The organism is Dickeya fangzhongdai (assembly GCF_002812485.1).
GTDB lineage: Bacteria > Pseudomonadota > Gammaproteobacteria > Enterobacterales > Enterobacteriaceae > Dickeya > Dickeya fangzhongdai.
The window spans coordinates 2,877,463-2,900,239 of record NZ_CP025003.1 but is presented as its reverse complement, the minus strand read 5'-3'; the positions used below and the strand labels follow the sequence as shown (position 1 = coordinate 2,900,239).

Genomic DNA, 22,777 nt, shown 5'->3' with positions numbered 1-22,777 from the left:
GTGACGGGTGAGCCTGCGGGAGCAATGCGGGAGAAATAAAGGAGGAGGAGTCCCCCTCCTGAATGGATGACGTCGCTTATTTTGACGCGCCGAATACCGAAACCGCCTGCGCCATGCTGGCGATTTGCTGCTGTAGGTGCCCGGTGGCGGAGTTGGACTGGCTGGCCAGCGCCGTATTCTGATGGGTCAGTTCATCGATACGGTTGACCGCGTCGTTGATCTGCTGCAATCCCTGCGACTGTTCCTTGGTGGCCTGGCTGATATCGTTCATCAGATGGGTGACGTCCTGCACTTTGACCAGAATGTTGTTCATCGAGCGGTTGGTATGCGCAACCTGCTGGTCGCCGGCGCGGATGCTGGACAAGGTGTTGTCGATAAGCGCGGCGATGTCTTTGGCGGAAGCGGCGCTGCGCTGCGCCAGCGAGCGTACTTCGCTGGCTACCACCGCGAAGCTCTTGCCCTGTTCTCCGGCATGAGCGGCTTCCACCGCGGCGTTGACCGCCAGAATGTTGGTCTGGAACGCCAGATTGTCCAGCACGCTGATGATATCGGTGATACGTTCGCTGGCGCTGGTGATTGCCTCCATGGTATTGGCGACCTCCGATACCGCCTGTTCGCCCACATTCACCACCTGATTGACGTCTTCCGCGTACTGCGATGCACGCAGCGAGGCGTCGGCATTGCTCTTGATCGTGGCGGTTAACTGCTCCACCGACGCGGCGGTTTGCTGCAGGCTTTCTTCGGTTTTTTCGCAACACTCCGCCAGAATGTGATTGCCCTGCGCGATTTCGCTGCAGGCGATTTTTAGCTCCTGCAGGTTGGCGTTGACGTCATCGACAAAGGTGCGGAAGTTCATGCCGGATTGGTTGACGGCGCGCATCAGCATACCGATTTCATCGGCGCGATTGAGTTGGGCCAGGCTATTGGCCTGGCCGGCCGCGGAGCGCATCGCCTGTTCCAGAATCTGTTCCACCGGCCTGGCGACGTGTTGTACCAGCAGTTCGCAGAACAGGCAGGCGAACGCAATTAATGCCGGAAACAGCCCCCAGACCAGCGCCGTTTTGGGCAGCAGCGCGAACGCGACGGCCAGCGGCAGCAGCCCCAGCAAGCCAAAGTAGCTGCGGATGCGCCAGCGCAGCGGCATGGTTTTGAACAGGCTCAGCCATTTCAGCGGGCCGGTGTAAACCAGCAGGCCGTGATGGAAGGCACGGTTTTTCAACATGCCCTGATTTACCTGGGCGTAGAGCGCTTCGGCCTGGCTGATTTCCTCCGCCGTCGCCGCGGTGCGTACCGACATGTAGCCCATCAGCTTGCCGTCTCGTTTCAGGGGCGTTGTGCTGGAGCGTACCCAGTAGTGGTCACCGTTCTTGCGACGGTTCTTGACCACGCCGGTCCAGATTTTTCCGGCTTTTAGGGTATTCCACATGTCCGCGAAGGCGGAAGGTGGCATATCAGGATGGCGGATAATATTATGCGGCTGATTCATCAGTTCTTCCGGCTCGTAGCCGCTGACTTTGATGAAATCGGCGTTGGCGTAGGTAATGTGGCTATCAGGGGTGGTCACCGACATCAGTTTGATCTTGGCATCCAGCGGATACTGACGTTGACTGACTGGATAATTTTTACGCATGGAGCATCCCTTTTTGCGATATTGAAGGGTAAAGCAGGTCCGTATTGTTTTAATAAGCAACAATATTGATGAATGTATAATCCGGGCAGGATTGACGCTCGCGCCACGGCGTCACAGAGCCTGTAACCGGCGCGTGGTGTAGTCAGATACTGCGCTTATGTAAAAATTTTATCACAATCAGGTAATTGACATGTACGGATTTTGCGGGGGAATGTGAACTGAATGGTGACTTTTAGTTCATAAACCGTAACTATTCGCACTGAATGACAAAGTGATGACGACCGGAATAAACCTGAAACATAACCCATGCTGAAGTTAATGCGCTATGCAGGCTGGCTGGTTGCGCTGGCGTTCGTGCTGGCGCTGGGCGTAGCGACCGCCTGCTGGACCATGCCGCGCTGGCTGCCGGTATTGCTGCGGCCCTATTTGCCCGTCGGGGTCAGCCTCGCGCTGCACGCGTCGCCGGGTTGGCGGCAAGGCGGATTCTGGCTGCCTGAGGTGCAACTGCGTCTGGCGCAGTGCCAGCCGGCCACGCTGTCGGGCCTGCTGGTTCGCTATCGGGAAGGACGCTGGCGGCTGGAGGCGGAGTCGCTGACGTTGGATGCCTCCTGTCTGCAACAATGGCCGATTTCTTCCGGCATGACTACCCCACTGTTGGCCCAGTGGCAACAGCGGCTGCCGGAAGCCGAGCTTATACTACATCGTTTCGCCATTACCCCCTGGCTGGCGCAGGCCGGCAGCCTGCAACTCTCTACTGACGCATTGCGTCAGCAACTCCGCATTCAAAGCGACCAGTTCCAGGTGCAGGCTGAACTGCACGGCACCGAGCTGACGCTGCAACAAGGTCAGATGCGCGCCACGACGGAACACCCGCCGTTGCAGATCAACGGCGCGATGCAACTGGCGCCGGCGCTCAACCGCCTGCCGGAACAGGGCGAAGTACGGGGGCAGCAACTGCCGCTGTGGTTACCGGAACCGGCCAGCGCCACGCTGCGCTGGCATGGCAATCAGGGCGAGCTGACGGTCAGCGTGGCGTCGATGACGGAACCCTTGCTGACGCTGCCGTGGCAGGTGACCGACGGCAACCTTCGCATTCACGACGGTCGTTGGCGCTGGCCGTACGCCAGCCAGCCGCTGACAGGCGGCATCGCGTTGACGTTGTATGACGTGCTGAATTTGCACGATCCGTTACGGCTGGAGGCGCGGCTTAATGTTCTGACGCAAGGGCACAACGGTCGCGCCAACGCGGTGTTGTCGCTGGGGCCCGGCAATCTGGGCCTGACCGACAGCGATATCCGCTTTCAGCTGACCGGGCAGGCTAATCTGCCCGATCTATCGATTTTCGCGTCGTTGCCGGGAACGGTGAAAGGCGCCGTGCTGGATCCAACCGTAGCGCTGTTGCCCGGGTCGTTATTACGGGCCTGGGGTTCGCCGCGCCCGACGGTAACGCTGGAAGAAGCGCGCTGGCCGCTGGCCGGCATCCAGCTCACCCGGCAGGGCGTCAGCGGCCGGTTGCAGGCGATTGTGAAAGTGCGCGATAGCTATTGGGGGCGTTTCCGGCTGCATCTGGATGGCAAGGCGCAACAGTTCTGGCCCGATAGCGGCGACTGGCGCTGGCGTTACTGGGGCGAAGGAGATTTGCCGCCGTTGCAGGGGCGCTGGGACATCGCCGGGCATGGCCGCTGGCAGGATGAACTGATAGAGATAGCGTCCTTATCCAGCGGTCTTAACCAGCTACGTTACGGCGTGGTGACGGTTGACCAGCCGCGGCTGACGCTGACCGAGCCGTTGCGCTGGCGACGCGACCCGGCGGCGGCCTCGCTGCAAGGGGCATTGCGACTGGCGGCGGAACAGGTGACTTTTCAGGGCGCCGGCATGCTGCCCGCCACCGAACTGACCGTTGATATCCGCGGGCGCAATCCGCAAGACTTCCAGTGGCGCGGTCAGTTGCAGGCGGATCCGGTCGGCCCGATCCAACTCAACGGCCGCTGGGACGGAAAACGCCTGCGCGGCAACGGTTGGTGGGCGCCTCAGCCGTTACGGGTGTTCCAGACGTTACTGCCGCCGAGCTGGGAACTGGCGATGCGTACCGGTCAGTTTTACGCGCAGACCGCGTTTTCCGCTGCTCGCGGCCAGGGATTTCGCGCCGGCGGCCATTGGGTGGTGAAAAATGGCGGCGCCTGGCTACAGGATGGCGAGGTTAGCGGCGTCAATTTTGTGCTGCCGTACCGGTTTGAAAACCACCGCTGGCAACTGGGAATTTCCCGGCCGGTGACATTGCGCATCAACCGGTTGGATAGCGTGTTCCCGATACGGAATATCGGCGTGCAGGTGTACGGCGCCTATCCCTACAGCGAACGCCGCCCGCTGACGCTGGCGCAGTTGGATATGGACGTGCTGGACGGTCATCTGTCGTTGTCGCCGCTGCGTCTGCCCGCGCGTGACGTCGCGGTGTTGCGGCTGCAGGGTATCGATCTCGGCGAACTGGTTACCGGGCTGCGGGCGAAAAAATTGTCGATGTCCGGCCGGGTAAGCGGGGTGTTGCCATTGAATTTTAATCATCCTTCGATGCTGGTGCAGGACGGTAAACTCACTAATGACACCCCGCTGACCGTAAAACTGGACCCGCAACTGGCGGACAAGCTGGCGCAAAACAGCGTAGCCAACGCTGCGGCGGTGGCCTGGCTGCGCTATATGGAAATCGGGCGTTCCTGGGTAACGCTGGATCTTAGCCAGCGCGGCGAATTGACGCTGGTGTCGCGTATTAGCGGCCACAGCGTGATGGATGACCAGTCGCGGCGCGACATTGTGCTGAATTACCGCCAGCAGGAGAACATTTTCCAGCTGTGGCACAGCCTGCGCTTTGGCGATAACCTGAAGGCATCGCTGGAACAGCAGGCCGCCGAGTAACTAACGATGCGTCGGAATAACTCACTATGCCGCAAAGTAATTAACGATGAGGAAGGGGGATGAGATGAAAACAGCCTGTGCCGCGATGGCCGCCGTGTTGCTGGCCGGCTGCACCCCGCGCATTGAGGTGGCGGCGCCGAAAGAACCGATCACCATCAACATGAATGTACACATTGAGCACGACATTCGCATCCGCACGGATAAAGAGACGGTGCAACTGCTGGAGAAGTCGGATAACCGACTTGGCGATCAAATAAAGAAAAGCGCGCCGACAGACGCGCAAGACAAAGCCAGAATGCAAGATAAAAAACAGGAAGATTGAAATCCGCCGTGTACCGCGACACGGGGAGTTGCTGTCAAGGCAACACGGCGGCGAGTATGAGGGGAGTTAACGCGTAACTGTTACGCGGACGCCAGCTGGGACAGCTCTTCTTTAGCACCCTGCAGCGCTTTCTGCGCCATATCCGGGCCGTAACCGAAACCTTCCGCAAACACGAATTCCACGTCGCTGATGCCGATGAAGCCCAGGAACAGACGCAGGTACGGGGTCAGCAGATCGCTCGGCGCGTCTTTGTGGATGCCGCCGCGGCTGGTCAGCACCAGTGCGCGTTTACCTTTCACCAGACCTTCCGGACCCTGCTCGGTGTAGCGGAATGTCACGCCGGCGCGGGCGATAAAGTCGAAATAGTTCTTCAACTGGGTCGGGATGTTGAAGTTGTACATTGGAGCGGCCAGCACGATGACATCGTGCGCCTGCAGTTCGGCAATCAGCTCGTCGGACAGGGCCAGCGCGTCCTGCTGACGCGGCGTCAGCGGTTTGTCGGAAGGACGCAGCGCGCCAACCAGTTCGCCATCCAACACCGGTACCGGTTTAGCAGCCAGGTCGCGCACGGTGATGGTGTCGGCGGGGTGGGCTGCCTGCCAGGAGGCGGTAAAGTGATCGGCCAGCTGGTTAGACTGGGAGAAGTCAGCCAGAATACTTGATTTCAGAACGAGTACTTTGCTCATTGCCAATTCCTTGTTATGTGTGCCAGGGCGACAACCGTCGCCGAATGAATGCATCATAGGCGCGTTGCCGGCAGTGGGATAGCGTAATATTTCGAGACCTTTGTTCGATTTTATTGAACGATGCCCCCGAAACCGCGATGCGGTGCGGCGGAATCCCGCCTGATGGCGTATAGCCTGCGCGGTCAATGTGATACCATGCCCGCCGCACTATTTATGCCTGCAATACAATCAGGTTATGCCCGCAGTACCAGCAGGGCGCCGGAGCGTTGAGCGACCTTGTTCAACCGTACCCGGAATCAGACAGTAAGGAATTGCACCGTGACATCACCTCTCCATGCGTTAGAACCTCAGCTTAATGCGCTAATGCTGCGCGACCGGCAACGCCTGCGCCGCCGTTTGCAAGGCGCGATGAAAGTGGGAAATCCGCAGGCACAGGTTTCGATTGCGCAGGACATCAGCCAGGAAATCGATGCCGCGCGGCTGCGGGTGGAGCAGCGCAGGGCGTCGTTGCCGGCGATACGTTACCCGGAAGCCTTGCCGGTTAGCCAGAAGCGCGAGGCGATCCTCAGCGCTATCCGCGACCATCAGGTGGTGATCGTCGCCGGGGAAACCGGTTCCGGCAAAACCACCCAGTTGCCGAAGATGTGTCTGGAGTTGGGACGCGGCGTCACCGGGCTGATCGGTCATACTCAGCCGCGCCGGCTGGCGGCCCGCAGCGTGGCGGACCGCATCGCGGCGGAGCTGGAGACGCCGCTTGGCAGCACGGTGGGCTACAAGGTGCGATTCAACGATCAGGTCGGCGACAACACGCTGGTCAAACTGATGACGGACGGTATCCTGCTGGCGGAGATTCAGCAGGATCGGCTGCTGATGCAGTACGACACGCTGATCATCGATGAAGCGCACGAACGCAGCCTCAACATTGACTTTATTCTCGGTTACCTCAAGCAACTGCTGCCCAGACGGCCGGACCTCAAGGTGATCATCACCTCCGCCACCATCGATCCGCAGCGTTTTTCACGTCACTTCGGCAATGCGCCGATTATTGAGGTGTCCGGAAGGACGTATCCGGTGGATGTCCGCTATCGGCCGGTGGTGGAAGAGGCGCAGGACAGCGATCGCGACCAGTTGCAGGCGATTCTGGATGCAGTGGATGAACTGTGTCGTGAAGGGCCGGGCGATATTCTGGTGTTCATGAGCGGCGAGCGGGAAATCCGCGATACCGCCGACGCGCTGAGCAAGCAGGACCTGCCGCATACCGAGATTTTGCCGCTGTACGCGCGGCTTTCCAATCAGGAACAGAACCGGGTGTTCCAGTCTCACCACGGACGGCGCATTGTGCTGGCGACCAACGTGGCGGAAACCTCGCTGACGGTGCCGGGCATTCGTTACGTGATAGACCCCGGCACCGCACGCATCAGCCGCTACAGCTATCGCACCAAAGTGCAACGGCTGCCGATCGAGCCGGTGTCGCAGGCTTCCGCCAACCAGCGTAAAGGACGTTGCGGCCGTGTGGCGGCGGGCATCTGTATCCGGCTCTATTCCGAGCAGGATTTTCTCTCCCGGCCAGCGTTTACCGACCCGGAGATTTTGCGCACCAACCTGGCGTCGGTCATTTTGCAGATGACGGCGTTGGGGCTGGGCGATATCGCGGCGTTTCCATTTGTCGAAGCGCCGGATAAGCGCAACATTCAGGATGGGGTGCGGCTGCTGGAAGAACTGAGCGCGCTTCAGAGCAGCGACGACGGTCATTACCGCTTGACGCCGCAGGGGCGCCAGCTGGCGCAGTTGCCTATCGACCCGCGACTGGCGCGCATGGTGCTGGAAGCGCGCCAGACCAGCTGCGTGCGCGAGGTGATGATCATCACCGCCGCGTTGTCGATTCAGGACCCGCGCGAGCGTCCGATAGAGAAAAAGCAGGCGGCGGAGGAGAAACACCGTCGTTTCGCCGACAAAGAGTCCGATTTTCTGGCCTTCGTCAAACTGTGGGATTACCTGCAAGAGCAGCAGAAAGCGCTGTCGTCCAGCCAGTTTCGCAAACTGTGCCGCAGCGATTACCTCAACTACCTGCGGGTGCGGGAATGGCAGGATATCTACACCCAATTGCGTCAGGTGGTAAAAGAACTGGGCTTCCCGGTCAACAGCGAACCGGCGGATTACCGTAGCCTGCACGGCGCGTTGCTGACCGGGCTGCTGTCCCACATCGGACAAAAAGACGTTGAAAAGCAGGAGTTCAGCGGCGCGCGCAACACCCGTTTCGCCATTTTCCCCGGTTCCGGTCTGTTCAAAAAGCCGCCGAAGTGGACCATCGTGGCGGAACTGGTGGAAACCAGCCGCCTGTGGGGGCGCATCGCCGCGCGGATCGAACCGGAATGGGTTGAACCGCTGGCGCAGCACCTGATCAAACGCAGCTACAGCGAGCCGCACTGGGAGAAAGCGCAGGGCGCGGTGATGGCGCAGGAAAAGGTCACGCTGTACGGTCTGCCGCTGGTGGCGGCCCGCAAGGTCAATTACGGCGCCATCGACCCGGTGGTGTCGCGCGAGCTGTTCATTCGCCATGCGCTGGTGGAAGGCGACTGGCAGACCCAGCATGCGTTTTTCCGCGCCAATCAGAAACTGCGTTTGGAAGTGGAAGAACTGGAGAACAAGTCCCGCCGCCGCGACATTCTGGTGGATGACGAGACGCTGTTTGCGTTCTACGACCAGCGCCTTCCTCATGACGTGGTGTCGAGCCGTCATTTCGACAACTGGTGGAAGCAGGCGTCGAAAACCGACCCGGATCAGCTGAATTTCGAGAAGGCTATGCTGATCAAAGACGGGGCGGAGCGCGTCAGCGCGCTGGACTACCCTAACCACTGGCAGCAGGGCGAGCTGCGTTTGCGGCTCACCTATCAGTTCGAGCCGGGAGCGGACGCCGACGGCGTCACCGTGCATATCCCGCTGCCGGTACTGAATCAGGTCAAAGAGGACGGATTCGAATGGCAGATCCCGGGGCTGCGCCGTGACGTGGTGGTGGCGCTGATCAAATCGCTGCCAAAACCGATACGGCGTAACTTCGTGCCGGCGCCCAACTATGCCGAAGCATTTCTGGCGCGGGTGACGCCGCTGGAGAAAGGGCTGCTGGAGGCGCTGGAGCGCGAGCTGCGGCTGATGACCGGCGTGACGGTCGATCGTGAGGCCTGGCAGTGGGATCAGGTGGACGAACACCTGAAAATGACCTTCCGGGTGATAGACGAGAAAAGCCGAACGCTGCGGGAAGGCAAGAATCTGCGTGCGCTGAAAGATCAGTTGCAGGAGAAGGTGCAGCAAACGCTGTCGGCGGTGGCGGATGACGGCATCGAACAGCGCGATCTGCATATCTGGAGTTTTGGCGATTTGCCGGAGCGTTACGAGCAGAAACGCGGCGGCTACGCGGTAAAAGCCTATCCGGCGCTGGTGGACGAGAAAGACAGCGTGGCGATTCGTCTGTTTGATTCGCCGCACCAGCAGCAACAGATGATGTGGCGCGGTCAGCGCCGCCTGCTGTTGCTCAACATTCCTTCTCCCATCAAGTATCTGCATGAAAAGCTGCCTAACAAGGCCAAGCTGGGGCTGTATTTCAACCCGTACGGCAAGGTACTGGAGCTGATCGACGACTGCATCGCCTGCGGCGTGGACAAGTTGATGGCGGTAGCGGGCGGCCCGGTGTGGCAGGAAGACGCGTTCCACCAGTTGCATGAGCGGGTACGTGCGGAACTGAATGACACGGTGGTGGATATCGCCCAACAGGTGGAGCAGATTCTGACCACGGTCTTCTCGATCAACAAACGGCTCAAAGGCCGGGTGGATATGGCGCTGGCGCTGGCCTTGAGCGACATCAAGACGCAGATGAGCGGGCTGGTGTTCCGCGGCTTCGTCACTGACAACGGCTGGAAGCGGCTGCCGGATGTGCTGCGGTATCTGCAGGCCATCGAGCGTCGGTTGGATAAACTGGCGCAGGACGTACACCGCGACCGCGCGCAAATGCTAAAAGTGGAGCAGGTGCAGCAGGCCTGGCAGCAGTGGCTGAACAAGCTGCCGCCGGAACGGCGTGAAGATGACGACGTGAAAGCCATTCGCTGGATGATCGAAGAACTGCGCGTCAGCTACTTCGCTCAGCAACTGGGCACGCCTTATCCTGTTTCCGATAAACGCATTTTGCAGGCGATGGGGCAGATTGAGGGGTAAATCGCCAACGGTAGGCGGTGCTTGCGAACGTGGCGGCACCGCCTGTGCTGCGGTGGTTTATCCTGAAGAGAGAGCGTTATCGGTGGATCGTTATCGGTGGATAGTTATTGGTGGATAGTTATTGGTGGATAGTTATCGGCGTCCAATCAAAGGACAAAGGAATCGGTTTGAAACCGGTAGCGCCATGCTTATCTGTCGCTGATGTTAATGGCGGGAAGGATCAGGCGCTGAATAGCCGGTATTTCAGGCAGAAATACCGGCGAAGGCGGATTAACGATCTTTTTTGGACAACGCTTCCAACTGCTGGCGGATGGCGGTGACCGCCACGGCGCGGTTATCGGCAAGTTGGCGGTTGCTGGCGTCCGGCGCGGAGCTTTGAATACCCATCAGCACCCAACTGCCGGCGGTTTTCAGCATCAGCGGCGAGCCGCTGTCGCCCGGTAGCGTATCGCAACGGTGCGCCATCACCGCTTTATGGACCCAACCGGTAATCAGACAGTCCTGATGGCGGTACAGCGTATCCTGATGGTCTTCCGGGTAACCGGCCTGGGTGACCTTCTGTTGCGCGGCTTCCAGCGCCGCTTTCAACTCTTCCTGCGTTCCCTGCCAGATCGGCAACGGGCGGATGCCCGGCGGCGTCTGTTTGAGCCTAATCAGCGCGAAATCCCACGGTGCGGCGGAAGGCGGGACGATCCAGCCGTCGCCGTCTGCTTTCAGCATCCTGGCCAGTTTTTTATTGGTCAGCGCTTCAATTTTATCGGTTTCATAACGCCAGCCGTTTTCTGTTGCCAGAAAACGCAACGCCACCGGTTTGTCCGGCACGCCGGGCGGCGCCACCACGCAGTGGCCGGCGGTCAGCGCCAGATGCGGCGAGATCAGGGTCGCGGTGCAGAGGTTGCCGCTGGCGGTTTCCAGTTGACCAATGGCCTGCCACGGCCATTGGGCGGTATCCGGCACTTTGTCTCGGTCATCATGATTAAAGAACAGAGTCTGTTTTTGTTGTTCCGTCGTGGCTGACGGCTCGTTATCGGCCCACGCAGAAGCGGCGAGCACGCTCAATGAACATAACAACCAGGCTGATATGCGCATGTAATGGATGGCCTTTAAAGATGAAATTCAGCGAATTAACCGTCATCAATCCACTATAAACGTAGCATGCCGGAATCAGGCAGGAAACGACAGATTGGTTGGTCAGGCGAATCGGATGACCCGGTTTGGGCGCTCAGGCGAGGATGAAATCGGGTTATAAGAAGAACACCACGATAACCAGCGCGCAGATAAGCAGGAAGGACAGCACGATTTCAAATGAGTAGCGTCGCAGCATTATCCGGTCCCCATGAAACAAACACCCGGCGAACCGGGTGTTTGATAACGCTATTGTCATGTCGGTAGTGGGGGAGCGTACTCCTGACTACCGGTGCTCATGACCATCAACAGTCACTTTGGTGAATTAAGCAGCCGGAGCGGTTTTTGCTTTTTTCACTTTTTTGTGTTTTTTAGCAGCCTGAGCTTTCTGGGCAGCGGGTTTTTTCTTAGCTACTTTTTTAGCAGCCTGAGCTTTCTGGGCAGCCGGTTTTTTCTTAGCTACTTTTTTAGCAGCCTGAGCTTTCTGGGCAGCCGGTTTTTTCTTAGCTACTTTTTTAGCAGCCTGAGCCTTCTGGGCAGCCGGTTTTTTCTTGGCTACTTTTTTAGCAGCCTGAGCTTTCTGGGCAGCCGGTTTTTTCTTGGCTACTTTTTTAGCAGCCTGAGCCTTCTGGGCAGCCGGTTTTTTCTTAGCTACTTTTTTGGCAGCCTGAGCTTTCTGGGCAGCCGGTTTTTTGGCTTTTTTGTGTTTTTTAGCGGCCTGAGCTTTCTGAGCAGCCGGGGCTTTTTTCTTCGCTACTTTTTTGTGCTTTTTAGCAGCCTGTGCTTTCTGATCGGTTTTTTTCTTCTCAGCTTTTTTCACCGGTTTTTTGGTGGTGTCAGCTTTAGCAGCAGTAGTAGCAGTAGTAGCAGTAGTAGTGGCCGGAGCAGCCGCCGGAGCAGTGGTACCTGCTGCGAAAGCTACAGAGGACAGACCCAGAGCCGCACCTGCGATCATCACTAAAAATTTATTCATCGTAAATTCCTCATTATCCAGTTCACGTTTCGAACCCCAGGGTGGGCCGATGACTGAAGAATAGGGGAACATAAGCTAGCGATCTGTGAGTGTTTGGTTTCCGCGTGTAACGGATTGTACAAGGTTTGCAGACGAAGAATTTGACGAGGATTTGTGCTCGATAATCGGCCAGCGGAACAGGAAGCGCGCGCCGCCCAGCGGGCTGCTGTCTACCTCGATCGTGCCGTTGTAAGCGCGCACGATGGCGTGAACAATCGCCAGCCCCAGACCACAGCCGCCGCTGCTGTTTTCGATACCGGCTTCCAACCGGATGAAGGGTTCGAAGATATGTGCGCGGTCTTCCGGCGCGATGCCCGGCCCGTCATCCTCCACCTGCAGGTAGGCGGTATGCTGGTCCAGCGTTAGCCCGACCCGCAGGCGATGCTGACAGAAACGCAAGCCGTTATTGACCAGATTGTTCAACACCCGTTCCATCAGGCGCAGGTCCACATAGCCGAAGTTGTTATCGCCGGTTACGTCCAGCTCAATCTGTTTATCGTCATGCACCAGCCGGAAATCGTCGATTCGCTTGTGCAGCCATTGCGACAGGTCGATCTCTTCGAGATGCAGCGTCACCTGCGGCCGGTCGAGGCGGGCGTAGGTCAGCAGTTCATCGATTAACGCCTCCAACTGGCCGACATCGCGGTTGATGGCTTCCTGTTCTTCGTCGGTCAGGTTGTCGCTCATCGCCAGTCGGTAGCGCAACCGGACCAGCGGCGTGCGCAGCTCATGAGCGATATTGTCGATCAGCTGTTTTTTACTGGTAATCAACTGGTTGAGGTTGTCGGCCATGCGGTTGAACGCCACGCCGAGGCGGAACAGGCTGGAGGTGTTATCAAAGTGGGTTCGCTCTTCCAGATGACCGTCTCCCAGCCGCTGCGCGGCGCTTTCCAGTTGCAGCATCGCCTTCCAGTGCGGGCGTATCCACAGGAACACCGGCAGCGCCAGCGACAGGCCGATCAGCGCCAGAAACAGCAGGTTGACCAGCCGGATTTCGTGCAGGAAGAACAGATAGGGAATCGGGCCGACCGCCAGCACGTAGTGACTGCGCGGAATACGCTGGATAAACGTGTACTCGTCGTCCAGCGCGACGATTTCCCCCTGAATCAGCCGCTGCTGCGCCTGCGTGCTAAGCCGGTACTTGCTGATCGGCTCAATGTGCAACTTGAACGACAGGTTAAGGTCCATCTGGTTGATGGTCTTGTGCCACTCTCGTGGCGGAATGGAGCGCAGCTCGTTGCGGATCAGATACAGCGAGCTTTTCATCAGGTCATCCATCGACTGGCGTCCGGCCCGTTCCGCCGTGACTTTGTACACCAGCCCCACCAGCAGGGTCATCACCAAAAAGCTGGCGAACAGCAGCAGAAAGAACTGAATAAACAGTTTTTTCATGGCGTGAGGGTCTCCCAGGCATTGGGGGCGAACAGATAGCCTTTGTTGCGGATGGTTTTGATGCGCACCGGTTCCAGCGCGTTGTCGTACAGTTTTTTGCGCAGGCGGGAAATGGCGACGTCGATACTGCGATCCATCCCGTCGTAACTGACGCCGCGCAGCGCCTTAAGCAGCGCTTCGCGGTCCATGATCTGTCCGGCGTGGGTGGCCAGCAGCCACAGCAGGTCGAAATCCGACGTGGAGAGGGCGATATTCTCGTCCGCCAGCGTGACGTCGCGGTTAACCGGATCGATGCACAACAGGCCGAAGTGCAGCGATTTATGCACCTGAACCTGCGTTTTCACCGGCGCGCTTTTTTCCACCGCCGGCTGCGGCGCGGCGGCGTATTGACGGAAATGCAACCGCAAACGCGCCAGCAGCACCGCCGGCGGCGTGGTTTTCAGAATATAGTCATCGGCCCCCATTTCCAGCGACAGAATGTGGTTCATGTCGCTGTCGAGCGAGGTGAGCAATACGATGGGGCCGGTAAAGAGAGGGCGCAGTTCCCGGCAAATCGTCATACCGTCTTTGCCGGGCAGCATGATGTCCAGCAACACCAGGTCGGGCTGTTGTTCTTCGATGAAGGCCAGCGCGTTATCGCCGCGCGGCTCAATGCGTACATCAATATCATGTTTACCCAGATAGGCTGCGATCAGTTTGCCGACTTCCGGATCATCTTCAACAAAAACAACTTTATACATGACATCCCACTCACAACAGAACGCGTGTTATGGCTCATGCCGGCGCCGTCTGACGGCATGAGCGGCTACGACGCAAGCGTAGGGTGCGCTGGATCGCATTGCCAGCAGAAAAGTCCCTGCTTTTGTCTAATAGCTCTACAATTATTAGAGATACTATACCTTATTAATCCTTTTTACGTTGTAATGGTTAACGTGAAATGGCGTGATGCCAACGGTCGGTTGACGGAAAGGAGAAAAAGGATGGAAGAGGCTCATTCCGGGCCTGCGGGCTCCTCTGAAAGTGAACGGATGTGCATTGATTATACCGCGTACCTTGGCGCGCTGTGCCGCAAGCGCTGGCGCTTTATCGACGCGTTGTACGGCGTGATGCCGATTTTCGGCATGGTGACCAAGTCACCCGTGGTAGCCGGGAGCGCCGGCAAGGATAAACTGCTGGAACTGGCGATGCAGGTACTGTCCACTCAGGCCAGCGATGAAACCAATCTTTCCCGTCTGATTACACTGGCGCGCCAGCAAGGGGTAACGGAGCTGGACATCCGGTTGCCTTATGCGCTGTCCGGCGAGCAGTTGCAGGCGATAGGGCAGGCCTGCCGCGATCATGAACTGGCGCTGAGCCAGCATGCGGAGTGCCTGACGGTGCGTTCCGCCACATCGACGGCGCCGTCAGGGCTGCTCTGCTGAATATTTGAGGCGTACTGAATCGGACCCCGCATAAAGCGGGATCCGGTGAACGATCAGGAAGCCGGCTCGTCGGGAACGGGGGTGGTTTCCGCCAGCGCCTGTTCCAGCGTGGCGTAGAAACCCAGCCGGTTGGCGATCGGCGTAACGTTAGCCCGGGCCAGTGTTTTGAGCGGCTGGAACGGGATATCGGTAATGATCAGCTGTTTTTCCGGCGGCAGCAATTCCACAAAGTGGCGGAAAGCGTTAAGGCCGCCGGCATCCAGCACCGACACGGCATCCCACTGCAGAACAATCGTCGGGTAAGGCTGGGCGCGTTCCATCAGTTCATTAAACAGGCGCTCCGCCGCGGCGAAAAACAGCGGTCCGTTAATGCGCAGCACCAGCCGCTGGCCCGCGATGGTGCCCGGCAGTTCGCTCAGCCGCGTCATGCGCGCCACATTGCCCATGAACAGCAACGACGCCAACACAATCCCCACCGTAATGGCAATCACCATATCGAACAGTACGGTTAACGCCATGCACAGCACCAATACCAGAATGTCGTCCCGCGGCGCCCGGCGCAGCAGGTAGACAACTTTGTGCGCCTCGCTCATGTTCCACGCCACCAACAACAGCAGTGAGGCCATCGCCGACAGCGGCAGATAAGAGAGCCAGGGCGCCAGCACCAGCAGGGACAACAGCACCAGACCGGCGTGGATCACCGCCGCGATGGGCGAAGTCGCGCCTGCACGCACGTTGGCGGCGGAGCGGGCGATGGCGGCGGTGGCGGTAATGCCGCCGAAGAACGGCGCCACCATGTTGCCGATGCCCTGGCCGATCAATTCGTTACTGGGATGGTGTTTGCGCCCGGTCATGCCGTCCAGCACCACCGCGCACAGCAGTGACTCAATGGCGCCGAGCATCGCCATGGAAAACGCCGCCGGCAGCAGCTCGGACAGGCTTTTCCAGCTCAGCGTCATGGTGTGACCGTCCGGCGCGGGAATGTTCCACGGCAGTAAAAACTGCGGCAGAATCGCCGGGATCCCCTGACCGTGACTGCCGTCGGCCAGCAGGTAGCTGAAACGCGAGCCGATGGTCGCCACGTCAAGGTGAAACTGCGATAACACGCCCATCACGGCGGTGCCTGCCAACAGCGCGGGGAGGTGACCCGGCAGGCGAATGCCCAGCTTCGGCCAGACGATCAGCACCAGCAGCGTCGTCGAGCCAACCAGCGTATCGCCGATGTTCAGCGTCGGTAGCGCCTGTACCAGTGCCGCCACTTTTTCGGCATAGTGCTCCGGCACCGTGGTCATGGTCAGGCCGAAAAAGTCTTTTACCTGCATGGTGGCGATGGTGATGGCGATACCGGAGGTAAACCCGAGCGTCACCGGCAAAGGAATGTATTCAATCAATCGCCCCAGCCGGCACAGGCCCATCAACAGCAAAAACACGCCGGAGAGTAGGGTGGCGACCAGCAGGCCGGAGATGCCGAACTGCTGGGATACGGGATGAAGAATAACCACAAATGCGGCGGTGGGACCGGAGACGCTGTAGCGGGAGCCGCCGCACAGCGCGATCACCAACCCGGCGATCGCCGACGTATAAAGTCCATACTGCGGGGGCACGCCGCTGGCGATAGCCAGCGCCATCGCCAGCGGGATAGCGATGATCCCGACGGTGATCCCGGCAATAACATCATGAGTAAAACGCGACAGCGTGTAGGTTTCTCGCCAGCAGGCTTCAATCAGCGCGCTGAACGGTCTGATACCGTTAATTCGGTGTGATTTCATGGAAAACAAGAACCAAACAATGAAAAACAGGCGGGTCGACAGCGGCCCGTCACGGCCAGGGCGTGTGCCGCCTGCGGTGGTTGCTGGAGAAGTGGAAACAAAAAGCGCAGCCGCCGCGGTAGGACACAGTCCAAAGCCGATACCATACGCCTGTTTTTTGACGCAGATCCAGCGGTAAATCAATGGAAAGGATTTTTTCGGGCAAGAAGAGAATATTGTCGTATAAATCGCTGCGTTGCCGATACGCGGCAGGAAGTTGCGGGCAGAAAAGCGTAGACCGGGAAGCGTAGGGAAGACGGCAAGATAACCGGGATGAGATAACCGGTAATGAATAGTACGATGCCGGTATCGCTGGGCGGCGATACCGGCGGGGCGCTTACAGCATGATGGTCATCAGATAAGCGGCGAACAGCGCCAGGTGCGCGCTGCCGTTGAGGACGTTGGTGCGGCCGGTGGAAAAGGAAATATGGCACAGCACCAGCACCGACAGCATCACCACAATATGCGGCAGGTCGAGCGAAAACTGCAGGGTGCGGCCGGTGAGAGTGGCGATCAGCGTTACGGCGGGTACCGTCAGCGAAATGGTGGCCAGCACCGACCCGAAGAACAGGTTCATGGCGCGCTGTACCTGATTACGCAGTACGGCGGTGATGGCGCCCAGCCCTTCCGGCGACAGGATCAGCAGCGCTACCAGGAAACCGGTAAATTGGGCTGGCGCGTTCATCGCCTCCAGCAACCCTTCCAACTGCGGCGAGTCCATCTTGGTGACGCCAATCACCGCCACCAGATGCACCAGCAGCCAGATAGCGTGCCAGGCGGAGCTGTGTACCGACGGTTTGCCGTGGTGCGGGTTGTCATCATCGCTTTCATCTTCGTGCTCGTAGACAAACAGGCTCTGATGCGTGCGGGTCTGAATTAGCAGGAATACGCCGTACATCATGGCGGAAATCAGCGCGATGATGATGGATTGCGCCACGGAGAAATTGCCTTCCGGCAACGCGGCGGGAAACACCAGCACCAGTATCGCCAGCGGGAAGATTGCCATCAGATATTGCTTGATGCCGGCCAGATTGACGTACTGGGTGGCGAATTTGCGGCCGCCCAGCAACAGGGCGAAGCCGACCAGACCGCCGCTGACGATCATGATGATAGAATAAAGGGTGTCGCGCATCAGCGTCGGGCCGGCATCGCCGGTCGCCATCAGCGCCGAAATCAGGCTGACTTCCAGAATCACGACCGACAGACTGAGGATCAACGAGCCATAAGGTTCCCCCAGACGATGCGCCAGCACATCGGCGTGGCGCACCACGCTGAACGCGCTGGCGAGGATCCCCACCAGCGCCAGCAGGTTGATGCCGACCATAGCCGGCAGGCTGCGGGCATCGCCCCATAATGTCAGGGCCAGCAGCGCCAGCAACGGAAAAATCAGGGTGTATTCGTGGTGACGGGTTTTCACCGCGTCGGAGGATGTTGGCATGGTCGGGTCTCCTTATACCGTCTAAAGATAAGCGTTTTTTTATTGCATCCGGGCGTTGATTGACGCATTGGGCGATGCTGCGTTTTTGCCCGGATGATTTTTCCCTGCCTCTCCGACACCATCGGAGCCAAAAGTATTGTTACTTAAAACCCGGTGTAACCTGATTTAGCGGGTTTTTACGGGGTGTTTTCATTCTTTATGTTTTATCTGATTAATAGTAAAAGATTTTGTACTTTTTGTTTACTGTTTTTATCAAATGATAACGTATTTTATCTTTTTATAGGTTGTCATTTTTAAGCTAAACGACGCATAAATAAGATGGGATTGTCATTTTCTCATGAATGCGAAGGATGGGCGCGGTCTGACATCATTGTGAAACCGTTCATGAACGTCTGCCGCGCTATTGCATCGGGCGTTTAGCAAAATTCTGGTAAAGGTTAACGATATTTTGCCGTAGAAATAAGCAATACCTGCGTTGATTACAGGGTTGATGATCGGCCAGAATAGACGAGGCGATGCCGCCGCGCAGTAAGAAACGTTTTAGTGAGGGCAGTGGGTAGTGTTGACGCGTGATTTTTTGCAGAAAGCAGATTGTAAAACCTCGTTTGGCAATATTGATGAATCCTTGTTGCTGACCCCTCAGCAGCGTGCGGCGTCTCTGGCGTGTACGCTGGCATCCCGCCCTGACCAAAGCCCGGTCTGGGTGTTCGGTTACGGCTCCCTGATGTGGAATCCGGTATTCGATGCCGAAGAGGTTTGCGTGGCTACGCTCAACGGCTGGCATCGCACCTTTTGTCTGCGCCTCACCGCCGGCCGCGGCACCCATAGCCAGCCCGGCCGTATGCTGGGGCTGAAACCCGGCGGCGAAACCACCGGACTGGCCTACCGGTTGCCTGAAACTACCCTGCGCGAAGAGCTGGAACTGCTGTGGAAGCGTGAAATGCTGACCGGTTGTTACCGGCCGCTATGGTGCGAACTGCGCTGCCAAAGCGGCGAGCCGATCACCGCGCTAGTGTTTGTCACCGACCCCGAACATCCGCTGCTGGAAGCCGATACCTGCATACAGAGTATTGCGCCGCTGATTGCCTGCGCCAGCGGGCCGCTCGGCACCAACGCCCAGTATCTGTTCGCGCTGGAACAGGAACTGAAGCATTACGGCATGGCGGACGAAAGCCTGAGCGCGCTGGCGCAGCGGGTGCGGGAACTGCAGCAGGGTCCTTCCGCCGGTCAGGCGTAGCGTTAACCCTGCGCGGCGCGGGCCTGACGAGGGCGTGAACTGAGACGGAGGTTGTCTATACCAGTCCGGCGGCAGTGATGATACCATGCTGGCAACGTGTCACGACCTGGGGTTGCCTTCCCAGCAACAAGGCCTCCGTCAATGAGTCCATTTTATCAACAGATATGGGGAACTGCGGCGCGTCCCGGTAAAGTGCTGGGTAGTTTCCTTTCATTGTGCCTGACGCTGTTGGGTCTGTTGTTTTTTACCTTCCTGTTAACCCATCTGGCGCCGATCGATCAGGCTTTGCCCGTGACGGGTGAACATGCCAGCGACGCTACCTACAGCCAGGTGCGTCAGCAACTGGGGCTGGACCAGCCGATGTGGCTGCAATTCTGGCACTATCTCTCCGCGCTATTGCAAGGCGATTTCGGCGTATCACGCACCACCGCGCAGCCGGTGCTGCAGGATTTGCTGCGTACCTTTCCGGCGACCTTTGAACTGGCGACCTGCGCGATTGTGATTGGGTTTGGCGGCGGCGTCACGCTGGCGCTGCTGTCGGCGTTGAAGCCCGGCGGGGTGCTGGATTATCTGGTGCGCGGCGTTACGCTGCTGGGCTATTCGGTACCGGTGTTCTGGATCGGTCTGTTGAGTCTGTTGCTGTTTTATGCCGTGCTGCACTGGTCCGCGGGGCCGGGGCGCTTCGATGATATTTATCAGTACTCGGCGGAATTGCCGACCGGGTTTGTACTGCTGGGCGGCTGGAACAGCGATCTGGCGATGTTTCGCAACGCGCTGGCGCATTTGTGGCTGCCTGCCTGCGTGCTGGGCTTTGTGTCGATGGCCAGCATCGCCCGCATGTTGCGCACCGCTATTTTGGAAGAATGCGGCAAAGAGTACGTGACGCTGGCCCGCGCGATGGGCGCCAGTCCGCTGCGCATCCTGTTTTTTCATATCCTGCCGAATATTCAGACGGTGATGGTAACGGTGCTGATGCTGTCTTACGCCAGCCTGCTGGAAGGCGCGATCCTGGTGGAAACCGTATTCTCCTGGCCGGGCGTGGGGCGCTATCTGACCACCGCGCTGTTTGCCGCCGATATCCCGGCGGTGCTGGGGGCGACGCTGCTGATTGGCGTCTGTTTCATTCTGCTCAACGCGCTGGCGGATGCATTGATCTTTTTGCTGGACCCCCGAACACGATGAGGCGGCGACATGCATTCTATACCGACCGCCAGCCGCGCCGGCCAACGCGCCGCACGTCGATGCTGAACAGCCTCAATGTCTGCATTGTGATGTTGAGCCTGCTGACGCTGCTCGCGTTGTTCGCTCCCTGGCTGGCGCCGTTCGACCCCTATAGTCAAAATGTGATGCATCGCCTGCAGCCGCCCGGCCCGGACCACTGGCTGGGGACCGACGGCTTCGGCCGCGACCTGCTCTCAAGGGTGATTTATGGCACTCGCCCGGCGCTGATAATGGTGGCGCTGATTCTGGTGATCACCATTCCCATCGGGCTGCTGATCGGGGTAGGCGCCGGTTATCTCGGCGGCTGGGTCGATCGGCTGCTGATGCGGCTGACCGACATCATGCTGGCATTACCCGGGCTGGTGATTGCGCTGGCGCTGGTGGCGGTGTTGGGCACAGGGTTGCTGCACGGCGCACTGGCGTTGGCGTTGACCGCCTGGCCGCAGTTTGCCCGTCAGGCGCGGGCTGAAACCATGTCGCTACGCAACAGCGAGTTTCTGGCTGCCGCCCGTATGCAAGGTATCGACGGATGGCGGCTGATGTACGGCCATGTGCTGCCGTTGTGCCTGCCCGGCGCGCTGACGCGGGCGGCCATGACGCCGGGCAACATGATTCTGGCGGCGGCCGGGCTCGGGTTTCTCGGCGTGGGCGCGCCGCCGCCGATGGCGGAGTGGGGCGCAATGGTGGCGGAAGGCAGTAGCGTGATGCTTGAGCAGTGGTGGGTCGCCACCATGCCGGGGCTGGCTATTTTCCTCACCAGCCTGACTTTTAATATGCTCGGCAACGCATTGCGCGACAGACTGGATCCCCGTTATGACAAACGCTGAATCCTGGCTGCTTGAGGTCGAAAATCTGTCGATTCGGCGCCATAACGGCGACTCGCAAACGCTGGTGCAACCGCTGTCATTCAGCATGCGGCGCGAACGGGTGGCGCTGGTGGGGGAGTCTGGCGCGGGCAAATCGCTGCTGGCCTGGGCGCTGATGGGGTTGCTGCCGCCCGAATGTCGAATGCAGGCCGAGCGGCTTGAACTGGCCGGGCAGGATTTGCTGAAGCTCAGCCCGCGGCAATGGCGGCAGTGGCGCGGTCGGCGCATGGCGATGGTGATGCAGGGGCCGAAACACGCGCTCAACCCGATGCGCACCATCGGCTGGCAAATGGCGGAGCCGCTGCGGCTGCACACAAGCCTGTCGCGTTCTGAACGGCGCGACCGGGTGCTGGAAAGCCTTAATGCGGTCGGTCTGGCGGAACCCAGCGGGGTACTGACGTGCTATCCCCACCAGATTTCCGGCGGCATGGCGCAGCGGGTCATGCTGGCGATGGCGATGATCACCCAGCCGGATCTATTGATTATCGATGAACGTACTTTTGCGCTGGACCGGGAAACCCGCGTGCAGGTGCTGTCGTTGCTCGATCACCTGCTGGCCGAACATCACATGGGCCTTTTATTGATTAGCCATGATTTGCCGCTGGTAGTGCATCATTGCGCCCGGATACTGGTGATGCGTCAGGGGAAACTGGTGGATGAACTGGCCGCCTCGCGCTTGCCGGATGCGACGCATCCTTACACCCGAACGTTGTGGCAAGCCCGACCGGGCAAGCATACCCACGGGCAGGCGCTACCGACAGCAGCGGACGAGCCGGAGGAGCCGCGTGATGCATGAGCCTATGGCGGTGATGCTGCAGCAGGTCAGCGTGGCCCACTGGCAGGGTTACCAGCGCCATGAGGTGGTGCATGACGCCAGTTTCAACGTGGCGCAAGGGGCGTGTTTTGGGCTGGCAGGGCCGTCCGGCAGCGGGAAATCCTCGTTATTATGGACGCTGGCGGGGCTTAACCCTCACTGGTCTGGCAGCATGACGCTGCTCGATCAGTCGGTACACCCCGGCCGATCGTTCGATGCGGTTCTGCGGCGTCAGGTACAGATGGTGTTTCAGGACCCTTACGCGTCGTTGCACCCGCGACACAGTCTGCGTAAAACCCTGAGCGACCCTTTGCGGTTGATGGGCGTGACGGATATCGATGCGCGGCTCGCGCAGGGCGCCGATCAGGTCGGCCTATCGTGCCGCTTACTGGATAACTATCCCCATCAACTGTCCGGCGGGCAACGTCAGCAAATGGCATTGTTGCGTGCGCTGTTGCTGCGTCCGCAACTGCTGTTGCTGGACGAGGCGACGTCGGCCTTGGACACGGTCGGGCAGGCGCGTATTCTCAATTTGCTCAATCGCTGGCGGGAAACGGAGGAGATGACCATTATTATGGTCAGCCATGACTGCAATGTGATGGAGCATATGTGTGACCGCATGGTGTGGATACAGGAAGGGCGGCTGCATCCCCGCTGAATGGAATTTTTACGCGTTGCCGTCTGGCGGC

Annotated in this window: 17 protein-coding genes; 9 read left to right on the top strand and 8 right to left on the bottom strand. The window is 59.1% G+C overall.

The window, feature by feature from the left end; genetic code table 11:
* Positions 1-76 precede the first annotated feature (76 nt).
* Positions 77-1,630: a methyl-accepting chemotaxis protein gene (locus tag CVE23_RS12925; protein ID WP_038919353.1), complete on the bottom strand. Its 1,554-nt coding sequence runs from the start codon at positions 1,628-1,630 to the stop codon at positions 77-79.
* Between the two features lie 306 nt (positions 1,631-1,936).
* Between CVE23_RS12925 and CVE23_RS12920 the strand changes: the two genes are divergently transcribed.
* Entirely contained in the window at positions 1,937-4,540 is a 2,604-nt protein-coding gene (locus tag CVE23_RS12920) for a YdbH family protein (protein ID WP_100849685.1), read from the top strand.
* Positions 4,541-4,604: 64 nt separating this feature from the next.
* Positions 4,605-4,862 carry a YnbE family lipoprotein gene (locus CVE23_RS12915; protein ID WP_100849684.1) on the top strand — a complete coding sequence of 86 codons (258 nt, stop codon included), beginning with the start codon at positions 4,605-4,607 and terminating at the stop codon, positions 4,860-4,862.
* Between the two features lie 80 nt (positions 4,863-4,942).
* Here the strand turns inward: CVE23_RS12915 and CVE23_RS12910 are convergent, their stop codons facing one another.
* Entirely contained in the window at positions 4,943-5,548 is a 606-nt protein-coding gene (locus CVE23_RS12910; RefSeq protein WP_038668371.1) for an FMN-dependent NADH-azoreductase, read from the bottom strand.
* 318 nt (positions 5,549-5,866) lie between these two features.
* On the opposite strand from CVE23_RS12910, the gene hrpA reads away from it, so the two are divergent.
* Positions 5,867-9,754: an ATP-dependent RNA helicase HrpA gene (gene hrpA, locus CVE23_RS12905; RefSeq protein ID WP_100849683.1), complete on the top strand. Its 3,888-nt coding sequence runs from the start codon at positions 5,867-5,869 to the stop codon at positions 9,752-9,754.
* A gap of 270 nt (positions 9,755-10,024) precedes the next feature.
* On the opposite strand, the gene CVE23_RS12900 is transcribed toward hrpA, so the two are convergent.
* From CVE23_RS12900 to rstA, 4 genes are all read right to left on the bottom strand, one after another.
* On the bottom strand, positions 10,025-10,843 hold the full coding sequence (locus CVE23_RS12900) for a trypsin-like serine peptidase (protein WP_039694909.1): 819 nt from the start codon (positions 10,841-10,843) through the stop codon (positions 10,025-10,027).
* A gap of 361 nt (positions 10,844-11,204) precedes the next feature.
* Complete coding sequence (gene asr, locus CVE23_RS12895) at positions 11,205-11,852, bottom strand: acid resistance repetitive basic protein Asr (RefSeq protein ID WP_100849682.1); 648 nt, start codon at positions 11,850-11,852, stop codon at positions 11,205-11,207.
* 75 nt (positions 11,853-11,927) lie between these two features.
* A complete protein-coding gene (gene rstB, locus CVE23_RS12890) occupies positions 11,928-13,283 on the bottom strand; it encodes a two-component system sensor histidine kinase RstB (protein WP_049854509.1) in 1,356 nt (451 codons plus the stop codon).
* The gene (gene rstA, locus CVE23_RS12885; protein WP_038668381.1) at positions 13,280-14,023 is read right to left on the bottom strand and encodes a two-component system response regulator RstA; all 744 of its coding nucleotides are present in this window, start codon (positions 14,021-14,023) and stop codon (positions 13,280-13,282) included. The genes rstB and rstA overlap by 4 nt, the downstream gene beginning before the upstream one ends.
* Positions 14,024-14,263: 240 nt before the next feature.
* Between rstA and CVE23_RS12880 the strand changes: the two genes are divergently transcribed.
* Entirely contained in the window at positions 14,264-14,704 is a 441-nt protein-coding gene (locus tag CVE23_RS12880; RefSeq protein ID WP_038919346.1) for a hypothetical protein, read from the top strand.
* A gap of 53 nt (positions 14,705-14,757) precedes the next feature.
* Here CVE23_RS12880 and dauA read toward each other — a convergent pair whose 3' ends face one another.
* Together dauA and chaA are read right to left on the bottom strand one after the other, a co-directional pair.
* On the bottom strand, positions 14,758-16,473 hold the full coding sequence (dauA, locus tag CVE23_RS12875; protein WP_100850464.1) for a C4-dicarboxylic acid transporter DauA: 1,716 nt from the start codon (positions 16,471-16,473) through the stop codon (positions 14,758-14,760).
* A gap of 376 nt (positions 16,474-16,849) precedes the next feature.
* The gene (chaA, locus tag CVE23_RS12870) at positions 16,850-17,950 is read right to left on the bottom strand and encodes a sodium-potassium/proton antiporter ChaA (RefSeq protein WP_038919345.1); all 1,101 of its coding nucleotides are present in this window, start codon (positions 17,948-17,950) and stop codon (positions 16,850-16,852) included.
* A 559-nt stretch (positions 17,951-18,509) separates the two neighbouring features.
* Here chaA and CVE23_RS12865 point away from each other — a divergent pair.
* The 5 genes from CVE23_RS12865 (at position 18,510) to CVE23_RS12845 (ending at position 22,746) form a co-directional block, all read left to right on the top strand.
* The gene (locus CVE23_RS12865) at positions 18,510-19,187 is read left to right on the top strand and encodes a gamma-glutamylcyclotransferase (protein WP_038919344.1); all 678 of its coding nucleotides are present in this window, start codon (positions 18,510-18,512) and stop codon (positions 19,185-19,187) included.
* A gap of 141 nt (positions 19,188-19,328) precedes the next feature.
* Positions 19,329-20,369 carry an ABC transporter permease gene (locus CVE23_RS12860; protein WP_049842424.1) on the top strand — a complete coding sequence of 347 codons (1,041 nt, stop codon included), beginning with the start codon at positions 19,329-19,331 and terminating at the stop codon, positions 20,367-20,369.
* A gap of 59 nt (positions 20,370-20,428) precedes the next feature.
* On the top strand, positions 20,429-21,235 hold the full coding sequence (locus CVE23_RS12855) for an ABC transporter permease (protein WP_225622688.1): 807 nt from the start codon (positions 20,429-20,431) through the stop codon (positions 21,233-21,235).
* Positions 21,222-22,070: an ATP-binding cassette domain-containing protein gene (locus CVE23_RS12850; protein ID WP_038919341.1), complete on the top strand. Its 849-nt coding sequence runs from the start codon at positions 21,222-21,224 to the stop codon at positions 22,068-22,070. Before CVE23_RS12855 ends, CVE23_RS12850 begins: the two co-directional genes overlap by 14 nt.
* Positions 22,063-22,746, top strand: a complete 684-nt coding sequence (locus CVE23_RS12845) for an ABC transporter ATP-binding protein (protein WP_049842425.1) — start codon at positions 22,063-22,065, stop codon at positions 22,744-22,746. Before CVE23_RS12850 ends, CVE23_RS12845 begins: the two co-directional genes overlap by 8 nt.
* Positions 22,747-22,777 lie beyond the last annotated feature (31 nt).

What these genes read in the sequence shown, in the direction of transcription:
- CVE23_RS12925 (WP_038919353.1), bottom strand. Translation starts at nt 1,630, where the DNA reads ATGCGTAAAAATTATCCAGTCAGTCAACGTCAGTATCCGCTGGATGCC.
- CVE23_RS12920 (WP_100849685.1), top strand. Translation starts at nt 1,937, where the DNA reads ATGCTGAAGTTAATGCGCTATGCAGGCTGGCTGGTTGCGCTGGCGTTC.
- CVE23_RS12915 (WP_100849684.1), top strand. Translation starts at nt 4,605, where the DNA reads ATGAAAACAGCCTGTGCCGCGATGGCCGCCGTGTTGCTGGCCGGCTGC.
- CVE23_RS12910 (WP_038668371.1), bottom strand. Translation starts at nt 5,548, where the DNA reads ATGAGCAAAGTACTCGTTCTGAAATCAAGTATTCTGGCTGACTTCTCC.
- CVE23_RS12900 (WP_039694909.1), bottom strand. Translation starts at nt 10,843, where the DNA reads ATGCGCATATCAGCCTGGTTGTTATGTTCATTGAGCGTGCTCGCCGCT.
- asr (WP_100849682.1), bottom strand. Translation starts at nt 11,852, where the DNA reads ATGAATAAATTTTTAGTGATGATCGCAGGTGCGGCTCTGGGTCTGTCC.
- rstB (WP_049854509.1), bottom strand. Translation starts at nt 13,283, where the DNA reads ATGAAAAAACTGTTTATTCAGTTCTTTCTGCTGCTGTTCGCCAGCTTT.
- rstA (WP_038668381.1), bottom strand. Translation starts at nt 14,023, where the DNA reads ATGTATAAAGTTGTTTTTGTTGAAGATGATCCGGAAGTCGGCAAACTG.
- CVE23_RS12880 (WP_038919346.1), top strand. Translation starts at nt 14,264, where the DNA reads ATGGAAGAGGCTCATTCCGGGCCTGCGGGCTCCTCTGAAAGTGAACGG.
- dauA (WP_100850464.1), bottom strand. Translation starts at nt 16,473, where the DNA reads ATGAAATCACACCGAATTAACGGTATCAGACCGTTCAGCGCGCTGATT.
- chaA (WP_038919345.1), bottom strand. Translation starts at nt 17,950, where the DNA reads ATGCCAACATCCTCCGACGCGGTGAAAACCCGTCACCACGAATACACC.
- CVE23_RS12860 (WP_049842424.1), top strand. Translation starts at nt 19,329, where the DNA reads ATGAGTCCATTTTATCAACAGATATGGGGAACTGCGGCGCGTCCCGGT.
- CVE23_RS12855 (WP_225622688.1), top strand. Translation starts at nt 20,429, where the DNA reads ATGCTGAACAGCCTCAATGTCTGCATTGTGATGTTGAGCCTGCTGACG.
- CVE23_RS12850 (WP_038919341.1), top strand. Translation starts at nt 21,222, where the DNA reads ATGACAAACGCTGAATCCTGGCTGCTTGAGGTCGAAAATCTGTCGATT.
- CVE23_RS12845 (WP_049842425.1), top strand. Translation starts at nt 22,063, where the DNA reads ATGCATGAGCCTATGGCGGTGATGCTGCAGCAGGTCAGCGTGGCCCAC.